Origin of the sequence: Paracidovorax wautersii, from assembly GCF_900113035.1 — a bacterium.
Lineage (GTDB): Bacteria > Pseudomonadota > Gammaproteobacteria > Burkholderiales > Burkholderiaceae_C > Paracidovorax > Paracidovorax wautersii.
Window position 1 is genome coordinate 1 of the sequence record NZ_FONX01000001.1, and the last position, 19,325, is coordinate 19,325.

12 protein-coding genes are annotated in these 19,325 nt (G+C 66.8%); 2 read left to right on the forward strand and 10 right to left on the reverse strand.

Features of this window, described 5'->3' with window-relative positions; translation table 11 throughout:
• Positions 1-483 precede the first annotated feature (483 nt).
• From clpA to dnaE, 3 genes are all read right to left on the reverse strand, one after another.
• Positions 484-2,832, reverse strand: coding sequence for an ATP-dependent Clp protease ATP-binding subunit ClpA (gene clpA / locus BM070_RS00010; protein WP_092936369.1), 2,349 nt, complete (start codon positions 2,830-2,832; stop codon positions 484-486).
• Positions 2,833-2,889: 57 nt separating this feature from the next.
• Entirely contained in the window at positions 2,890-3,249 is a 360-nt protein-coding gene (clpS, locus tag BM070_RS00015) for an ATP-dependent Clp protease adapter ClpS (protein ID WP_092936371.1), read from the reverse strand.
• A 74-nt stretch (positions 3,250-3,323) separates the two neighbouring features.
• Positions 3,324-6,866 carry a DNA polymerase III subunit alpha gene (gene dnaE, locus BM070_RS00020; protein ID WP_092936373.1) on the reverse strand — a complete coding sequence of 1,181 codons (3,543 nt, stop codon included), beginning with the start codon at positions 6,864-6,866 and terminating at the stop codon, positions 3,324-3,326.
• A gap of 200 nt (positions 6,867-7,066) precedes the next feature.
• On the opposite strand from dnaE, the gene BM070_RS00025 reads away from it, so the two are divergent.
• Positions 7,067-7,864, forward strand: coding sequence for an outer membrane protein assembly factor BamD (locus tag BM070_RS00025; protein ID WP_092936375.1), 798 nt, complete (start codon positions 7,067-7,069; stop codon positions 7,862-7,864).
• On the opposite strand, the gene BM070_RS00030 is transcribed toward BM070_RS00025, so the two are convergent.
• Positions 7,839-9,992: an ATP-dependent DNA helicase gene (locus BM070_RS00030; RefSeq protein ID WP_245785053.1), complete on the reverse strand. Its 2,154-nt coding sequence runs from the start codon at positions 9,990-9,992 to the stop codon at positions 7,839-7,841. The genes BM070_RS00025 and BM070_RS00030 overlap by 26 nt on opposite strands.
• A gap of 131 nt (positions 9,993-10,123) precedes the next feature.
• Here BM070_RS00030 and BM070_RS00035 point away from each other — a divergent pair, with 131 nt between their 5' ends.
• Positions 10,124-10,912 carry a PP2C family protein-serine/threonine phosphatase gene (locus tag BM070_RS00035; protein ID WP_092936377.1) on the forward strand — a complete coding sequence of 263 codons (789 nt, stop codon included), beginning with the start codon at positions 10,124-10,126 and terminating at the stop codon, positions 10,910-10,912.
• A 17-nt stretch (positions 10,913-10,929) separates the two neighbouring features.
• On the opposite strand, the gene BM070_RS00040 is transcribed toward BM070_RS00035, so the two are convergent.
• The 6 genes from BM070_RS00040 to BM070_RS00060 all read right to left on the reverse strand — a co-directional run bounded on the left by BM070_RS00040 (position 10,930) and on the right by BM070_RS00060 (position 19,224).
• Positions 10,930-11,691, reverse strand: coding sequence for a hypothetical protein (locus tag BM070_RS00040; RefSeq protein WP_092936379.1), 762 nt, complete (start codon positions 11,689-11,691; stop codon positions 10,930-10,932).
• Complete coding sequence (gene zapE / locus BM070_RS00045; RefSeq protein WP_092936381.1) at positions 11,691-12,788, reverse strand: cell division protein ZapE; 1,098 nt, start codon at positions 12,786-12,788, stop codon at positions 11,691-11,693. Before zapE ends, BM070_RS00040 begins: the two co-directional genes overlap by 1 nt.
• A 124-nt stretch (positions 12,789-12,912) precedes the next feature.
• Positions 12,913-14,340: a dihydrolipoyl dehydrogenase gene (gene lpdA, locus BM070_RS00050; RefSeq protein ID WP_092936383.1), complete on the reverse strand. Its 1,428-nt coding sequence runs from the start codon at positions 14,338-14,340 to the stop codon at positions 12,913-12,915.
• A gap of 30 nt (positions 14,341-14,370) precedes the next feature.
• On the reverse strand, positions 14,371-15,027 hold the full coding sequence (locus BM070_RS23955) for a hypothetical protein (RefSeq protein ID WP_139222745.1): 657 nt from the start codon (positions 15,025-15,027) through the stop codon (positions 14,371-14,373).
• A gap of 3 nt (positions 15,028-15,030) precedes the next feature.
• Positions 15,031-16,290: a 2-oxoglutarate dehydrogenase complex dihydrolipoyllysine-residue succinyltransferase gene (gene odhB / locus BM070_RS00055; protein WP_092936385.1), complete on the reverse strand. Its 1,260-nt coding sequence runs from the start codon at positions 16,288-16,290 to the stop codon at positions 15,031-15,033.
• A 54-nt stretch (positions 16,291-16,344) separates the two neighbouring features.
• Positions 16,345-19,224 carry a 2-oxoglutarate dehydrogenase E1 component gene (locus BM070_RS00060; protein WP_092936387.1) on the reverse strand — a complete coding sequence of 960 codons (2,880 nt, stop codon included), beginning with the start codon at positions 19,222-19,224 and terminating at the stop codon, positions 16,345-16,347.
• Between the last annotated feature and the right edge of the window lie 101 nt (positions 19,225-19,325).

Genomic DNA, 19,325 nt, shown 5'->3' on the forward strand with positions numbered 1-19,325 from the left:
CTGCTCATGTCGCTTGGGTAGGGCTTTCTTTTCACCAAGCAATTGTCGGCTCTGAAAAGATCGTAAACAGGCTCTAAGAACGTGTTTACGATCTCCCAGGGGTCGCGCAGCTATGTCGGCGGGATGGGATGCAAGGCGCGGTGCGCAGTGGATAGCACGGCTATCCACAAGCGCCGCAACGCCGCAGACCGCCCGCCGACGTAGCTGCCCTTCGGGTTGGAGCGAAATCGGGCGATTGAACGCCCCGGCTGCTTGCATGGACACCAGCCCATGCGGCGCATCCGAGGCATCCACTCATCCCGATTGCGTTCCAACGCGATCCTCTGCGAGATCGTAAACACGTTCTAAGCCCGCGCTTCTGCCCCGGCCCTCGACCATCGGGGCATGAGGGCACAAGAGAAAAACCCGCAGGCCGAGGGCATGCGGGTTTTTTCTTGGGGTGCGCCGGCCGAAGCCGGCACCTTGGGCCGCTCAACGGACCGATCAGTCGGCCGTGGCTTCTTCCGGCTCCGTGGGCTCCGACTTGGCGGAGCGGTCACGCTTGGGCAGCGGCTGGATGTCCAGCTTCACCTCGGCCGTTTCCACGCCCTTGTCGTCGGTGGCGGTCTCGATATCGACCGTCAGGCGGCCACCTTCGGTCAGGCGGCCGAACAGCAGTTCGTCGGCCAGCGCGCGGCGGATCATGTCCTGGATCAGGCGCTGCATCGGCCGGGCGCCCATCAGCGGATCGAAGCCCTTCTTGGCCAGGTGCTTGCGCAACTGGTCGGTGAAGGTGACTTCAACCTTCTTCTCGGACAGCTGGGTTTCCAGCTGCAGCAGGAACTTGTCCACCACCCGCAGGATGACCTGCTCGTCCAGCGCCTTGAAGTTGACGATGGCGTCGAGCCGGTTGCGGAACTCAGGGGTGAACAGGCGCTTGATGTCGGCCATCTCGTCGCCCGCCACGCGCGGGTTGGTGAAGCCGATGGTCGCCTTGTTCATGGTCTCGGCACCCGCGTTCGTCGTCATGATGATGATGACGTTGCGGAAGTCGGCCTTGCGCCCGTTGTTGTCCGTCAGCGTGCCATGGTCCATCACCTGCAGCAGCACGTTGAAGATGTCCGGGTGCGCCTTCTCGATCTCGTCGAGCAGCAGCACCGCGTGCGGCTTCTTCGTGATGGCTTCGGTGAGCAGGCCGCCCTGGTCGAAGCCGACGTAGCCCGGAGGCGCGCCGATCAGGCGGCTGACCGCATGGCGCTCCATGTACTCGGACATGTCGAAGCGGATCAGCTCGATGCCCATGATGTAGGCCAGCTGCTTGGCGGCTTCGGTTTTGCCGACGCCGGTGGGGCCGCTGAACAGGAACGAGCCGATCGGCTTGTCGCCCTTGCCCAGGCCCGAGCGCGCCATCTTGACGGCAGAGGCCAGCACTTCCAGCGCCTTGTCTTGGCCGAACACCACGCTCTTCAGGTCGCGCTCGATGGTCTGCAGCTTGCTGCGGTCGTCGTTCGACACGTTCGCGGGCGGAATGCGGGCGATCTTGGCGACGATTTCCTCGATCTCGGCCTTGCCGATGGTCTTCTTGCGCTTGCTGGCGACCTGGATGCGCTGCGCGGCGCCGGCTTCGTCGATGACGTCGATGGCCTTGTCGGGCAGGTGGCGGTCGTTGATGTACTTGGCCGACAGCTCGGCCGCAGCCTGCAGCGCCGCAGCGGCGTACTTCACGCTGTGATGTTCCTCGAAGCGGCTCTTGAGGCCCTTGAGGATGTCCACCGTCTCGGCCACGGTCGGCTCGACCACATCGACCTTCTGGAAGCGCCGCGACAGGGCCGCGTCCTTCTCGAAGATGCCGCGGTACTCGGTGAAGGTGGTCGCGCCGATGCACTTGAGCTGGCCGCTGGAGAGCGCCGGCTTGAGCAGGTTGGACGCGTCCAGCGTGCCGCCCGAGGCCGCGCCGGCGCCGATCAGCGTGTGGATCTCGTCGATGAACAGGATGGCGTTGGGCCGGTCCTTGAGCGACTTGAGCACGCCCTTCAGGCGCTGCTCGAAGTCGCCGCGGTACTTGGTGCCGGCCAGCAGCGCGCCCATGTCGAGCGAATAGACGACGGCTTCGGCCAGGATCTCGGGCACGTCGTTCTGCGTGATGCGCCAGGCCAGGCCCTCGGCGATCGCTGTCTTGCCCACGCCGGCTTCACCCACCAGCAGCGGGTTGTTCTTGCGGCGGCGGCAGAGGATCTGGATCGTGCGCTCGACCTCGTAGTGGCGGCCGATCAGCGGATCGATCTTGCCGTCCTTGGCTGCCTGGTTGAGGTTCTGGGTGTACTGCTCCAGCGGCGAGGCCTTCTCGTTGCGCTCGCCGCCACCGCCCTCTTCGGATTCGGAGGGGTTCTCGGCCTTGGCGGGCTCCGGCGGCTCGCCCTTCTTGATGCCGTGGGCGATGAAGTTCACCACGTCCAGGCGCGTCACGCCCTGCTGGTGCAGGTAATAGACGGCGTGCGAATCCTTCTCGCCGAAGATGGCGACCAGCACGTTCGCGCCGGTCACTTCCTTCTTGCCGTTGCCGGTGGACTGCACATGCATGATGGCGCGCTGGATCACGCGCTGGAAACCCAGCGTGGGCTGCGTGTCCACCTCGTCGGTGCCGGCCACCTGCGGAGTGTTGTCCTTGATGAAGTTGGCCAGCGACGCGCGCAGGTCGTCGATGTTGGCCGAGCATGCGCGCAGCACTTCGGCTGCGCTGGGGTTATCCAGCAGCGCCAGCAGCAGATGCTCCACGGTGATGAACTCGTGGCGTTGCTGGCGGGCCTCGACAAAGGCCATGTGCAAGCTGACTTCCAGTTCCTGGGCAATCATGTGAACTCCTTTGTGCTTGCGGGTAAAAGATAACTGTAGATCGGGCTGGAAAACCGTTTATTCAACAGGCTCACTCACGCATTGCAGCGGGTGGCCTGCCTTGTGGGCGGCTTCAAGGACCTGCTCGACCTTGGTCGCGGCGACGTCGCGGGAATACACCCCGCATACGCCTTTGCCGTCCAGATGGATCTTGAGCATGATCTGGGTCGCGGACTCCCGATCCTTGCCGAAGAACTCCTGCAGCACGACGATCACGAACTCCATGGGGGTGTAGTCGTCGTTCAGCATCAGCACCTGGTACATCTGGGGCGGCTGCGTGCGCTGCGTACGCCGCTCCAGCACCACCGAGCCGCCATCGTCCCGGGCGGGTGCGCGGGTCGGGGTGATCGGTGTCTGGGAAGGTGGTTTCGTGGCCATGAATTCATTCTAGCGATGCAAGCTCGCCAGCGTGTCCTGTTGGACTTGGTGCCTGGCACACTTTTTTCAAGCGGTCAGCCTGCGTCGTAAATGACCGACACCGCGCCGCTGCCGGCCTGGGCGCTCCAGGCGGCCAGGGCCGCGTCGGACGGGAAGAACCGGCTGGCCTCGCCCAGCTGCAGTTCCGCCGTGGCGGCGCCCTGCTCGGCCTTGCAGCACAGGTTCATGCGCACGCGCAGGCCGTGCACCAGGGTCTCGCCATGCTCGGTTTCCTCGCGCTTGGCCGGGAACTCGCGCACCAGCCGCGCCACGTCGGGCACCACGTCTCCCACCGAGACCTGCAGGTAGCGCCCGTACTTGGCGCGGGCAGCAGCCAGGTCGTAGGCCTGCTGCACCTTCACCCGCAGCCCGCCGCTGAAATGGTCGAGCTGCAGCCGCCCGCTGATGACGACGAATTCATCGTCCTTGAGCACCTCGCGGTTGGCGTTGAGCACGCCTTCGTCGGCCGAGGCCTCGATGGTGGCGGACTTGTCGTCCAGCTTGAACAGCGCCAGCTTGCCGCGCGAGCCGTTGATGACCCGCAGGTCGCTCACGATGCCGGCCAGCGTCTGCGGTTCGCGGCTGTCGCCCAGCTCTTCGATGGGGGTGCGCACGAAGCGGCGCACTTCCTTTTCCACCTCGTCGAAGAGGTGGCCCGAGAGGTAGTAGCCGATGGCCGTCTTTTCCTGGGTCAGGCGTTCCTTGATGCCCCAGGGCCGCACGTCCACCAGATCGGGCTCCTGCGTGCTGGAGCCGTGGGCGTCGTCGCCCATCATGTCGAAGAGGCCGCCCTGGTTGGCGTTGGCATGCGTGGCGGCGGCGAATTCGAAGGCCCGGTCGAGCGAGGCCGACAGCGCGGCACGGTTGAGCTGCAGCGCGTCGAAGGCGCCGGCCTTGATCAGTGCATCGACGGTGCGCTTGTTGATGCGCGAGCGGTCCACGCGCACGCAGAAGTCGAAGAGGCTCTTGAACGGCCCCACCGTGCTGCCCTGAGGCCCCTCGCCCCGGCCCTCGCGCGCGGCGATGATCGCTTCGATGGCCTGCTGCCCCGTGCCCTTGATGGCGCCCAGGCCGTAGCGGATGACCTTGTCGGTGACCGGCTCGAAGCGGTACATGCCGCGGTTCACGTCCGGCGGCTCGAAGGTCATGCCGAAGTTCTTGACCGCGTCCTCGAACAGCACCTTGAGCTTGTCGGTGTCGTCCATTTCCACCGTCATGTTGGCGCAGAAGAACTCGGCCGTGTAGTGCACCTTGAGCCAGCCCGTGTGGTAGGCCAGCAGGGAATACGCGGCGGCGTGCGACTTGTTGAAGCCGTAGCCCGCGAACTTCTCCATCAGGTCGAACACCTCGTCGGCCTTGTCCTGGCCGATGCCCTTCTCGGCCGCGCCCTTGCGGAAGATCTCGCGGTGCTCGGCCATCTCCTCGGCCTTCTTCTTGCCCATCGCCCGGCGCAGCATGTCGGCGCCGCCCAGGCTGTAGCCGCCCAGCACCTGGGCGGTCTGCATCACCTGTTCCTGATAGACCATGATCCCGTAGGTTTCGGCCAGCACCGGCTCGACCAGGGGGTGGGGATATTCCACCGGCTCCTTGCCGTGCTTGCGGTTCACGAAGGTGGGGATCAGGTCCATCGGCCCCGGGCGGTAGAGCGCATTCAGGGCGATCAGGTCTTCCAGCCGGCTCGGGCGGGCCTCTTTCAGCATGCCCTGCATGCCGCGGCTTTCAAACTGGAACACGGCTTCCGTCTTGCCGTCGGAGAAGAGCCGGTAGGTGGGCGCGTCGTCGAGCGGGATGTTCTCGAACGCGAAGTTCTCCTGGCCCTTGTGGCGCTTGATGATGAACTCGCGGGCGATCTCCAGGATGGTCAGCGTGGCCAGGCCCAGGAAGTCGAACTTCACGAGGCCGATGGCCTCCACGTCGTCCTTGTCGTACTGGCTCACGGCCGATTCGCTGCCCGGCTGCTGGTAGAGCGGGCAGAAGTCGGTCAGCTTGCCCGGGGCGATCAGCACGCCCCCGGCGTGCATACCGATGTTGCGGGTCATGCCTTCGAGCTTCTGGGCCATCTCGATGATGGTCTTGACGTCTTCTTCCTTGCGCACGCGCTCGTACAGCATGGGCTCGAGCTCGAGCGCATAGTTGTTCTTGTCGCCCTCCTTCTTCACCTCGGGCGGATAGGCCAGGGTGTAGGACATGCCGGGCTTGCCGGGCACCAGCTTGGAGATGCCGTCGCAGAAGGTGTAGCTCATGTCCATCACCCGGCCCACGTCGCGGATGGCGGCCTTGGCCGCCAGCGTGCCGAAGGTGGCGATCTGGCTCACGGCGTTCTTGCCGTACTTGTCCTTGACGTAGTCGATCACCCGGTCGCGGTTGGACTGGCAGAAGTCGATGTCGAAGTCGGGCATGGACACCCGCTCGGGGTTCAGGAAGCGCTCGAACAGCAGGTTGTACTGGAGCGGGTCCAGGTCGGTGATCTTGAGCGCATAGGCCACGAGCGAGCCGGCGCCCGACCCCCGGCCCGGCCCCACCGGGCAGCCGTTCTGCTTGGCCCACTGGATGAAGTCGCCCACGATGAGGAAGTAGCCCGGGAAACCCATCTTCAGGATGGTGCCCAGCTCGAACTCCAGCCGCTCCACGTAGCGCGGGCGCTGCTTGTCGCGCTCGGCCTCCTTGGGGAAAAGCTGCAGCAGGCGCTCCTCCAGCCCCTCGAACGACGCATACCGGAAGTACTCGTCGATCGGCATGCCGTTGGGCGTGGGAAAGTCCGGCAGGCGTGGCTTGCCCAGCACCAGCGTCAGGTTGCAGCGCTTGGCGATCTCCACCGTGTTGGCGATGGCCGAGGGCACGTCGGCAAAAAGCGCCTCCATCTGGGCGCTGGACTTGAAGTACTGCTCGCGCGTGAACTTGCGCACCCGGCGCTGGTTGGCCAGGATCTCGCCCTCGGCGATGCAGATGCGCGCCTCGTGGGCTTCGTAGTCGTCCGCCGTGGCGAACTGCACCGGGTGCGTGGCCACCGCCGGCAGGTTGAGCCGCGCCGCCAGCTGCACGGCGGCGATCACGTGGGCTTCGTCGTCCACCCGCCCGGCGCGCTGGATCTCCATGTAGAAGCGGTGCGGGAACATGCCGGCCAGCTCCAGCGCCAGGTCGGCCGCGCCGGCGTCGTCGCCGCGCATCAGCGCCTGCCCCACCGGGCCGGCCTGCGCACCGGCCAGCAGGATGAGGCCGGCGTTCAGTTCCTGCAGCCATTCCCAGGTGCAGACCGGCACGTTCTTGACGATGTTGCGCGTCCAGGCGCGCGCCAGCAGCTCGGACAGGTTCAGGTAGCCCTGCTTGTCCTGCACCAGCACCACCATGCGGCCCACGGCGCCGCCGGGCGGGGCCACGTTGATCTCGGCCCCCAGCACCGGCTTGACGCCCTTGCCGCGGGTTTCCTTGTAGAACTTGATGGCTCCGAACAAGTTGTTCAGATCGGTGATGGCCAGGGCGGGCTGGCCGTCCTTGGCAGCCGCCTTGGCGACCTCGTCGATGCGGTTGGTACCGTCAACGACGGAAAATTCGGTGTGCAGGCGCAGATGAACAAACATCCCGGCATTGTAGAAAGGCCGTGAATCCCGCCCGGCCGCATGGCTGCGCCGGCCGGCCCGCGCCGCGCCCGCCGCATCGCTACAATGGCCCGTTTCCGCGCCTGGGCGGCGTGCGACGGGTGCTTCGCCCGGCCGGACGGCGCCCCAACGGGCGCCAGCCCATGACGACGACTCCCTCTTCCTGCCAGAAAGCCGCATCCATGTCGCGTATGTCCGCTCCCTTTGTGTCCGCCCTGCTGGCCGCCGGCCTGCTGGCGGGCTGCTCCACCACGACGGAAGACAAGACCGCCGGCTGGACCACCGACAAGATCTATTCGGAAGCGCGCGACGAACTCAACGGCGGCGCCTACGACAAGGCCGTGCCCCTGCTCGAGAAGCTCGAAGGCCGCGCCGCCGGCACGCCGCTGGCGCAGCAGGCCCAGCTCGACAAGGCCTATGCCCAGTACAAGGGCGGCGAAAAGGCCCAGGCCATCGCCACGCTGGACCGCTTCCTGAAGCTGCACCCGGCCAGCCCCGCCTACGACTACGCGCTCTACCTGAAGGGCCTGGTCAACTTCAACGACAACCTGGGCCTCTTTTCCTGGGTGTCGCGCCAGGACCTGTCCGAGCGCGACCAGAAGGCCGCCAAGGATTCCTTCGAGTCGTTCCGCGAACTGGTCACGCGCTTTCCCGATTCGCGCTACACGCCCGATGCACGCCAGCGCATGACCTACATCGTGAACTCGCTGGCGCAGTACGAAGTCCACGTGGCGCGCTACTACTACAGCCGCGGCGCCTACGTGGCCGCCATCGGCCGCGCCCAGAACGCGCTGGCCGAGTACAAGGACGTGCCCGCGCTCGAAGAAGCGCTCTACATCCTGATCAAGTCCTACGATGCGCTGGGCATGACCCAACTGCGCGACGACGCGACCCGCGTGATGCAGGCCTCCTACCCCAACAGCCAGATGCTGACCCAGGGCCCCAAGGCCAAGGTCAATCCGTGGTGGAAGTTCTGGTAAGCAGCAGCGCATCCAGCGCCTGATCGAACGCTTCCTGCGTCTCGATCCGGCGCATCGGCGGCAGCGCACGCAGCAGCCGCTTGCCGTAGCCCATGGTGACGAGGCGCGTATCGGCCACCACCAGCACTCCGGTATCGGTCTCGCTGCGGATCAGCCGGCCGGCCCCCTGCTTGAGTGCCACGGCGGCTTCCGGCAGGGCGAAGTCCCGGAACGCGCTGCGCCCGGTGCGCTCCAGCTGCTGCCCCCGCGCGTCCACCAGCGGATCGCCGGGCGGCGGAAACGGCAGCTTGTCGATCACCACCAGTTGCAGGGCGCTGCCCGGCACGTCGAACCCTTCCCAGAACGAGGCCGAGGCCACCAGCACGCGGCCCTGGCCGGGCGCTGCGCCGTCTTCGTCCCAGGCGCTGTGCTGGCTGGATGACTCGTTGCGGAAGCGCTCCATGAGTTCGCGCTTGGTGCCCTGGCCCTGCACCAGCACCTCGATGGCTGCGCTGGCGGCAAAGCGCTGCTGCAAGGCTGCGCCGATGCCGCGCAAGGCCTTGAGCGTGGTGGTGAGCACCAGGGTGCGGCCGCCCAGCCGCTGCACGGCGTCGCCCACCCAGCGGGCCAGGCTGTCGGTGTGGCGCGGATCGGCCGGCGACGGCAAGTGTGGCGGCACATAGAGCGCCGCCTGCGTGGCGTAGTCGAACGGGCTGCCGACCCGCAGGATGCGCGCCTCCTGCAGCCCGCAAGGCTCGGTGAACCAGCTGAGGGCCTCGTCCGTGCCCAGCGTGGCCGAGGTGAAGATCCAGGCGCGGCCGCGCTCGCCCAGCGCTGCAGAGGCGCCGGGCGCGGGGGACTGCTGTACGCCGTCACCGCTTCCGTCCTCCGGCTCGTCCCAGGCGCCCTCTTCCGCCTTGGGCGCCGACCATAGCGGCGCCAGGCGCGGCGCGATGTCCAGCGGCGACTCCACCAGGCGCAGGTGCAGGCCGGCATCGGCCCAGCGCGTGGCCTCCGGCGGGCATGGCTGGGCCCAGTGCGCCAGGCGCTCCATGGCCAGCACGGCGCGCTCGTGCAGGCGGGCGAAATCGGGTGCCCGGTCGGCGACCGTGTCCAGGCCTTCGAGCACGCGCCGCAGCGCCCATTCCAGCGCCTGCAGCGTAGCGCCCCAGGTCCGAGGATCGGCCCCTTCAGGCGCTTCGCCGGCCAAGGAAAGGCGCGTGCCCGACGCGGCACCGCCGCCGCCCGCGGCGCCCCCGCCAGCCACCGTCGCCCGCAGCCCGTCGGCGCCCTGGCGCAAGGCCTGGGCTAGTTCCGGCCAGTCCACCCAGCCGCGCGCATGCTGCAGGCCCACCTGCAGCAGATCGCGCGCTAGGTCGTGCAGCTGGCCAGTGCTGAACTGCACGCCGAGGAACTGCACCCCGGTCGCATTGAGCTGGTGCGCCTCGTCGAAAACCGCCACCCGCACCGAGGGCAGCAGCTCCGCCATGCCGGACTCTCGCACCGCCAGATCGGCGAAGAAGAGATGGTGGTTGATGACGACCACGTCCGCCGCCAGCGCCTCGCGCCGCGCCAGATTGACGTGGCACTCGCGAAAGCGCGGGCAGGCGGAGCCCAGGCAGTTCTCCCGCGTCGAGGTGACGAGCGGGATCACGGGCGACTTCTCGTCCAGCCCGGGCAGTTCGGCCAGATCGCCGGTGCGGGTGCCCTGGGCCCAGACCTCGACGCGGGCCAGCACGCGCTGCAGGGCGCGCTCGCCCGCGAGGCCATCCTGGCGGGCCTGCTCCATGCGGTGCAGGCACAGATAGCTGGAGCGCCCTTTGAGCAGCGCGGCCTTCAGCGGCAGGGCCAGCACCTCCAGCAGCCGCGGCAGGTCGCGCGCGAAGAGCTGGTCCTGCAGCGACTTGGTGGCGGTGGAGATCAGCACCCGCTCGCCACTGAGCAGGGCCGGGACCAGATACGCGAAGGTCTTGCCCACGCCGGTACCAGCCTCCACCACCAGGGCGCCGCCCGTGTCGATGGTCTGGGCCACGGCCTGGGCCATGTCGGCCTGCGCAGCACGGGGGTGGAAGTGCGGCAGGCCCCGGGCCAGCGTGCCTTCGGGCGCGAAGGCGGCATCGACCAGGGCTGCGAGCGGGCTCAGCAGCATGGGCGCCTCGCGGAGCGGCAGGGCCTGGGCGGATGGCGAGAAAAGACGGCGGCGTCGCACGCAGGCCGCTGCGCCCCGCGGATAATGCGGCCTCCCTCGAATCGCCGGCCCTCCCGCAGCCCCCCGCCCCTATGACCACCGCCTACCGCCTCAGCGCTTCCACAGGAACGCACAAGGGGGACCGGGAGTACCAGCAGGACCAGGTCGCGCTGCTGCCCCATCCGCGCTTTCACGGCTGCGTGCTGGGCGTGGTGGCCGACGGCATGGGCGGTCGCAGCGGCGGACGCAAGGCGGCCGACCAGGTCATGCTGACGGCCCAGCAGCTGTTCGAGCGCTATTCGCCGGAAACCGACGACGCCGCCGCGCTGCTGGACAGCCTGGCGAAAGAGGCCCACCTGGTGATCCGGCTCACGGCCATCGCCGCCGAGCAGGAGCCGCACAGCACCTTCGCGGCCTTTCTGATCAACCCGGGCGGCGACTGCCACTGGGCGCACTCCGGCGATTCGCGCATCTACCACTTCCAGCACGGCAAGCTGCTGCGGCGCACGCGGGACCATTCCTATGTGCAGCTGCTGGTGGACCGCGGCGAGATCTGCGAGGCCGAGGCCAGCATGCACCCGCGCGCCAACGTGCTCGTCGGATGCCTGGGCATGGAGCGCGATCCGCCGGTCGCCACGCACTGCATCAGCCAGCTGAAGCCGGGCGACGTGCTGCTGAACTGCACCGACGGGCTCTGGCACTACTTCTCCCCCCCTGAGCTGGCGGAAGCACTCGCCACCCTGACCCCGCGCGAGGCCTCGGAGCTGCTCATCCACAAGGCGCGCACGCGTGCGCGCGGCACCGGCGACAATCTCTCGCTGATCGTGGTGAAGATCGAGGCGCCCCTGCCGGCGCAGCCGTCGCTCGCGGCGCGCGGCTGAGGCGGCGGCCACATCGTTCACTGCGCGGCAGACGCCGGCCGCTCGGGCGGCGGCAGCGGCGCAGCCTGCTTGCGCCCGGAGGCCGCCGCCTCGGCGCGCGACTTCTCGTAGTTGGCGCGGCGCTCCTGCGCTGCCTTCTGCTTGGCTTCGTAGCGGGCACGCGACTCGGCGATGCGCGAGGGCTCCTCGCTCTGGCGCCGGGCCTCGTCCGCCGCATGGTTCGCCTGGCGCGCGCGCTGCTGCTCGGCACGCTGGCGGGCTTCCTGCGCCTTGGCGTCGGTATCCGCCGGCGGGCGGGCGGCGGGCTTGGGCCGGGCCGCAGCCGCCGCCTCGCGGGCCTGCTGGCGCTGCTGGTTTTCCTGCACCGCCTGGCGGCGGGCGGCGGCCTTTTCCTGGCGCTCCTGGTCGTTGAGCTCGATCTCCCGCGCCCTCAGGGGCCGCTCGGCTTCACGCTCCTCGGCCCTGACGCGCAGCAGGCAGCTCTCGACGACGAACTGCTGATAGCACTGCTTTTCGCTCTGCTGCAGCCGATCCTGCAGCGCCTGCCGCTGCTGCTTGATCTCGGCGCGTTCGCGCTCCCGCGCCTCCTGCACCGTGGCGGCAGCAGTGGCGGTGGCAGTAGCGGTGACAGCGGAGGCATCCGCCCCGGCAGGCGCAGGCGCTGCGGTCTGCGCCGAGGCAGCCACGGACGCCATGCCCAGCGCGAGCACCAGCACCGCAGGCGCCACAGAGCGCAGCGCGGCGGCGATCGGATTCAGGGGCAGAGTCTTTTTCGTCATCAGGTCAGTCCGGTATCGACCAGGCGCCGCTCCAGCGCGAGGAATTCCTTGGATTGCATCTCGTTGAGCCGCGAGACGGTGCGCGGGAACTCGTGCGCCAGCGGGCCTTCGGTGTAGAGCTGCTCGGGCGGCACGGCGGCCGAGAGGATGAGCTTCACCCGGCGATCGTAGAGCACGTCGATCAGCCACGTGAACCGGCGCGCCGGCGAGGCCATGGCCACGGGCATGTAGGGCACGTCGGAGAGCAGCACCGTGTGGAACTGCGTGGCGATCTCCAGGTAATCGTTCTGAGAGCGCGGGCCGCCGCACAGTTCCCGGAAGTCGAACCACACCACGCCGCCGGCCTTGCGGCGCGCGCGGATCTCCCGCGCCTCGATGTGCAGCACGGGGCTTTCGTCCGCCACCTCGGCCAGCTGGTCGAAGGCTTCGGACATGGCGGCGTCGGCCTCGGGGCCCAGGGGCGTGTGGTAGAGCCGTACCAGCTCCAGCGTGCGGCGCCGGTAGTCGGTGCCGTTATCGACGTTGACCACCTCCATGCGCTCGTTGAGCAGCGCGATGGCAGGCAGGATGCGGTCCCGGTGCAGGCCGTCCGGGTACAGGTCGTCGGGCTTGAAGTTGGACGTGGTGACCATGCCGACGCCGCTGTCGAACAGCGACTGCAGCAGCCGGTGCAGGATCATCGCGTCGGTGATGTCGGCCACATGGAATTCGTCGAAGCAGATGAGCTTGAAGCGCTTGGAGATGCGCGCGCCCAGCACGTCGAGCGGGTTCACGGTGCCTTGCAGGTCGGCGAGTTCGCGATGGACCTCGCGCATGAATTCGTGGAAGTGCAGCCGCACCTTGCGCTCGATGGGCACGGCGTTGAAGAAGCAATCCATCAGGAAGCTCTTGCCGCGCCCCACGCCGCCGTACATGTACACGCCACGCGGCACCGGCGGGCGGTGGATGAGCTTCTTCAGGGCATTGGAGCGGCGCTCCTTGTACTCCGTCCACTCGTCGGCACAGCGCTGCAGGGCGTCCACCGCGCGCAGCTGCGCCGGATCGCTGCGATACCCCTTGGCGGCGAGTTCCGCCTCATATGCCTGCCTGACTTTCATGCGCGCCCCGATGCTATAAAAACAATAGCTGCGAGCGCTTGTATTTCAAGCGCTCGCAGCTGATTTGGCTCAAATCACGAAAAGACCGGCGCGCCAGGCCCGGGGCCTGCCGCACTGACCGGCCTCAGAAGTTGAGCGTGCGCTTGTCCACCGCCAGGGCGGCTTCCTTGGTGGCTTCGCTCAGGGACGGGTGGGCGTGGCAGATGCGCGCGATGTCTTCGGCGCTGGCCTTGAACTCCATGGCCACCACGGCCTCGGCGATCAGCTCGCTGGCCATCGGGCCGACGATGTGGACACCCAGGATCTCGTCCGTCGCCGCGTCGGCCAGGAACTTGACCATGCCGGTCGTGTCGCCCAGCGCGCGCGCGCGGCCGTTGGCCAGGAACGGGAAGGTGCCGGCCTTGTACTTCACGCCATCGGCCTTGAGCTGCTGCTCGGTGCGGCCTACCCACGCGATTTCCGGGTTGGTGTAGATCACCCAGGGGATGGTGTTGAAGTTCACGTGGCCGTGCTGGCCGGCGATGCGCTCTGCCACCGCCACGCCCTCTTCCTCGGCCTTGTGCGCCAGCATCGGGCCGCGCACCACGTCACCCACGGCCCACACGCCGGGCAGGTTGGTCTTGCAGTCGCCATCGACGACGATCGCGCCGCGCTCGTCCAGCTGCAGGCCCACGGCTTCGGCGTTCAGGCCGATGGTGTTGGGCACGCGGCCGATGGAGACGATGAGCTTGTCCACGTCCAGCGACACGGCTTCGCCCTTGGCGTTGGTGTAGGCCACGTTCACGCCCGACTTGCCGGACTTGATTTCGCCGACCTTCACGCCCAGCTCGATCTTCAGGCCTTGCTTGTCGAAAGCCTTCTTGGCTTCCTTGGCGATCTGCTCGTCCACCGCGCCCAGGAAGGTCGGCAGGCCTTCGAGCACCGTCACTTCGGAGCCCAGGCGGCGCCAGACGGAACCCATTTCCAGGCCGATCACGCCGGAGCCGATCAGGCCCAGCTTCTTCGGCACGGTGCCGATGCGCAGCGCGCCGTCGTTGGAGAGGATGTTCTCTTCATCGAACGGCGTGCCGGGCAGCGCGCGGGCGTTGGAGCCCGTGGCCACGATGATCTGCTTGCCGGTCAGCGTCTCGGTGTCCTTGCCGGCGACCTGGATCTCGTAGCCGCCGTCGGCCGCCTTCACGAACGAGCCGCGGCCGTGGAAGAAGGTGACCTTGTTCTTCTTGAACAGGTACTGGATGCCGTCGTTGTTCTGCTTCACGACGCTGTCCTTGCGGCCGACCATCTTGGCCACGTCCATCGACAGGCCGGTGACGGAGATGCCGTGGTCGGCGAAGTGATGGTTGGCCTGCTCGAAATGCTCCGAGGACTGCAGCAGCGCCTTGGAGGGGATGCAGCCCACGTTGGTGCAGGTGCCGCCCAGCGCGGGGCCGCCCTTGTCGTTCTTCCACTCGTCGATGCAGGCCACGTTGAAGCCCAGCTGGGCCGCACGGATGGCGGCGATGTAGCCGCCGGGGCCGCCACCGATGACGATCACGTCGAATTGTTTAGACATTACAAAATTCCATTCAGCGCGAGTGCGCAATTAATCAATATCAGGGCGTCTTTGTCGAAGTACGAAAGGAGGGAACACGCCTTGCAGCGAGCAACCGATCCGAGATACGTTAGGAATATCTTCATCAGCCACTGTGACTTCCGCGACCAGTTCCAGATCACCGAACTCCACCGGCCTAGGGGTCGGTAGTGGCTTTTGCGTACTCCACGTAGGCCAAGTCTTGATCGTTGTCCTGTCTACGCGGGCAAAGCCAAGAAGCTTGTCACTCTCAAGGGCCCGTTCAGCCGGTAGCAGGTCGTTGAGTATCTGAACTAAAGAGGCCGGATCACCCCTTACCAGAAGCCCCCAATCAAGCATTTCAAAGGTGTTTGCCTTGCGGTGCAAGTCGTACATGCCGACAACGGTGAGTCCACCCAGCTCAATTGAGCGCTTCCCCATGACTCGGTAACCCGAACCAAGTTCATCACGGGAATTGGGAACGACCAAGCGACCCTTGGGAGTGAATGTGTACCCTGCCGACGAAATCGCCGCTGACGTCCGAACTTCGGCGAAGTACTTCGGAGAACACTCCAACAAGGACTGAACAATCTGCTCGCCCTGCGAAGCCGCATGCGCAGATAGCACAACCATCACTGGCGTGGCGCAACGCGCCACCGCCTTGATGTGGGCGAACAGCCAACTCGGCATCGATCAGATGTCGAACAGCAGGCGCGACGGATCTTCCAGCGCATCCTTCATGGCGACCAGGCCCAGCACAGCTTCGCGGCCGTCGATGATGCGGTGGTCATAGGACATGGCCAGATAGTTCATCGGGCGCACGACCACTTGGCCGTTCTCGACCACGGCGCGGTCCTTGGTGGCGTGAACGCCCAGGATGGCCGACTGGGGCGGGTTGATGATGGGGGTGGACATCATCGAGCCGAAGGTGCCGCCGTTGGAGATGGAGAAGGTGCCGCCGGTCATCTCTTCGATGCCCAGCTTGCCTTCGGCCGCCTTCTTGCCGAACTCGGCGATCTTCTTCTCGATGTCGGCGAAGCTCATCTGGTCTGCATTGCGCAGGATGGGCACCACCAGACCGCGGGGCGAGCCCACGGCGATACCGATGTCGAAGTAGCCGTGGTAGACGATGTCGTTGCCGTCCACCGAAGCGTTCAGCACGGGGTACTTCTTCAGGGCGTGCACGGCGGCCTTGACGAAGAAGGACATGAAGCCCAGCTTGGTGCCGTGCTCCTTGGTGAAGGCGTCCTGGAACTTCTTGCGCAGGTCCATCACCGGGGCCATGTTCACTTCGTTGAACGTGGTCAGGATGGCGTTGGTCGATTGCGACTGCAGCAGGCGCTCGGCCACGCGGGCACGCAGGCGGCTCATGGGCACGCGCTGTTCGGGGCGCTCGCCCAGTTCTTCCTTGCGGGCCGGAGCGGCGACCTGGGGCAGCGCCTTGGTGGGCACGCCCGTGGGGATGGCGCTGGGCGCAGCCGAAGGCTTGGCACCGCCGGCCACGGCCGCCAGCACGTCGCCCTTGGTCACGCGGCCGTCCTTGCCGGTGCCGGACACGGAAGCGACCGACAGGTTGTTGTCGGCCAGCAGCTTGGCGGCGGCGGGCATGGCCACGTCGCCCTTGGAGCCGCCGGCGGCGGGTGCAGCGGCGGCAGGCGCCGGTGCGGCAGCTGCAGCAGGAGCAGCGGCAGGGGCGGCGGCGCCGGCCTTGCCTTCGGTGTCGATCTTGGCGATGAGCTGGTCGGACACGACCGTGCCGCCGTCACCCACCACGATCTCGGCCAGCACGCCGGCGGAAGGCGCGGGCACTTCCAGCACGACCTTGTCGGTCTCGATCTCGATCAGGATCTCGTCGACCGCGACGGCTTCGCCGGCCTTCTTCTTCCAGGTGAGCATCGTGGCTTCAGCCACGGATTCGGACAGTTGGGGAACCTTGACTTCTACGATAGCCATTTGAATTCTTTCGTTTGCAGTGTCTTGTGAGAACGGTGGGGCTGCCGAATCGGCTTACTTGGTCAGCACGAAGCCCTTGAGCTTGGCGAACGCGGCCTCGACCAGCGCCTTCTGTTGCTCCTGGTGCAGGTGCGAGTAGCCCACGGCCGGCGATGCCGATGCCGCGCGGCCGGCGTAGCCGAGCTTCTGGCCTTCGAGCATGTTCTCGTGGATGTAGTGCTGCACGAAGAACCAGGCGCCCTGGTTCTGCGGCTCGTCCTGGCACCAGACCAGATCCGTCGCGTGCGGGTACTTCTTCAGTTCGGCGGCGAAGGCCTTGTGCGGGAACGGATAGAGCTGTTCCACACGCAGGATGGCGACGTCGTCGGCCTGCTTTTCCTCGCGCTTCTTGACCAGGTCGTAATAGACCTTGCCCGAGCAGGCGATCACGCGCTTGACCTTGTCGGCCTTCTTGTTGATGGCCTCGTTCTGCTCCGGGATCACCGTCTGGAAGCTGCCCTTGGTGAACTCGGACAGCGGCGAGGTCGCGTCCTTGTTACGCAGCAGCGACTTGGGCGTCATGATGATCAGCGGCTTGCGCAGGTGGCGGACCATCTGGCGGCGCAGCACGTGGAAGATCTGGCTGGCCGTGGTGGGCTGCACGATCTGCATGTTGGCGTCGGCCGCCAGCTGCATGAAGCGCTCCAGGCGGGCCGAGCTGTGCTCGGGGCCCTGGCCTTCGTAGCCGTGCGGCAGCATCAGCGTGATGCCGTTGACGCGGCCCCACTTGACTTCGCCGGAGGCGATGAACTGGTCGATCACGACCTGCGCGCCGTTGGCGAAGTCGCCGAACTGGGCTTCCCAGATCACCAGCGTGTTGGGGTCGTTGGAGGCGTAGCCGTATTCGAAGCCCAGCACTGCCTCTTCGGACAGGATGGAGTCGATCACGACGAACGGAGCCTGGTTCTCGCTCACGTTCTGCAGGGGCACGTAGGTGCCGGTGTCCCACTTCTCGCGCTTCTGGTCATGGATCACGGCATGGCGGTGCGTGAACGTGCCGCGGCCGCAGTCTTCGCCCGACAGGCGCACCGGGAAGCCGCTGGCCACGAGCGAGGCGAAAGCCATGTGCTCGCCCATGCCCCAGTCCACGGGCACGTCGCCACGGCCCATGGCGGCGCGGTCGTCATACACCTTCTTGACCAGCTGGTGCGGCGTGACGCTTTCGGGGATGGTGGTGATCTTCTCGGAGAGGCGCTTCCACTCGGCGAGCGGAATGGCCGTGTCGCCGGCGTCGGTCCACTTCTTGCCCAGGAAGGGGCTCCAGTCCACGGCGTACTTGCTCTTGAAGTTGGTCAGCACCGGATCGACCGTGTGCTTGCCCGCTTCCATGGCGGCGCGGTAGGCCTTGACCATGTCGTCGCCCAGGGACTCGCCCAGGCCTTGCGTGGCCAGCTTGTCGGCGTAGAGCTTGCGCGTGCCGGGGTGGGCGCCGATCTTCTTGTACATCAGCGGCTGGGTGAGCGCGGGGGTGTCCTGCTCGTTGTGGCCCAGCTTGCGGAAGCAGATGATGTCCACGACCACGTCCTTCTGGAATTCCATGCGGAATTCGAGGGCCAGCTGGGTGGCGAGCACCACGGCTTCGGGATCGTCGCCGTTCACGTGCACCACGGGCGACTCGACCATCTTGACGATGTCGGTGCAATACAGCGTGGAGCGTGCGTCGCGCGGATCGGAGGTGGTGAAGCCGATCTGGTTGTTGATGATGATGTGGACCGTGCCGCCCGTGGAATAGCCACGGGTCTGGGCCAGCGCCAGGGTTTCCTGGTTCACGCCCTGGCCGGCGAAGGCCGCGTCGCCGTGCACGAGCACGGGCAGCACCTGCTTGCCGTGCGGGTCGCCGCGGCGGTCCATGCGGGCGCGCACGGAGCCTTCGACCACGGGGTTCACGATTTCGAGGTGCGAGGGGTTGAAGGCCAGCGACAGGTGGACCGGGCCGCCGACGGTGGTCACGTCGGAGCTGAAGCCCTGGTGGTACTTCACGTCGCCGGAAGGCAGGTCTTCGGGCGCGGTGTGGTCGAACTCGGCGAACAGGTCCTTGGGCATCTTGCCCAGCGTGTTCACCAGCACGTTCAGGCGGCCACGGTGGGCCATGCCGATGACGATTTCCTGCACGCCCTTGGCGCCGGCCTGCTGGATCAGCTCGTCCATGGCGGCGATGAAGCTTTCGCCGCCTTCGAGCGAGAAGCGCTTCTGGCCGACGTACTTGGTGTGGAGGAAGCGTTCCAGGCCTTCGGCGGCCGTCAGGCGGTCGAGGATGTGCTTCTTCTTCTCAGGGCCGAAATGGGCCTTGCTGCGGATGGTTTCCAGCTTTTCCTGCCACCAGCGCTTCTGATTCTGGTCGGAGGCGTACATGTACTCGACGCCGATGGTGCCGCAGTAGGTCTCGCGCAGCGCGTTGATCAGCTCGCGCAGGGGCATCGACTCCTTGCCGAAGAACGTGTTGCTGATGTTGAACACGGTCTCCTGGTCGGCGTCGGTGAATTCGTAGAACGACGGTTCCAGTTCGGGGATGGCGGGACGCTCGGTGCGCTTGAGCGGATCGAGGTCGGCCCAGCGCTGGCCCACGTTGCGGTAGGCGGCGATCAGCTGCTGGACGGCGGTGCGCTTGCGGCCCAGCTCCGAATCGGCGCCGGTGGCCACCACGACCTTGGTGCCGCCCTGCTTGGCGCGCTCGGCGAAGGCGTTGATGACAGGCAGGTGGGGGACGTCTCGGGCATTGCTGCCGTCGGCGGCAGGCACATGCTGCAGGGCGTCGAAGTATTCGCGCCAGGTGTCGGGGACGCTACCGGGGTTCGCCAGGTAGTTTTCATACATCTCTTCGACATAGGGCGCATTGCCGCCGAAGAGGTAGGTGTTGCCTTGGTAGGCTTGATAGACGGACGTCGTATCGCTCATGTTCCGCTGACCTCTGCTTTCCTCTGGAAAGCTTTAGCTGGTTGGTAAACCTTCCGCGACACGGCTGAACCGATTGGCGGATGCGACAGTGGCTGGGAAGG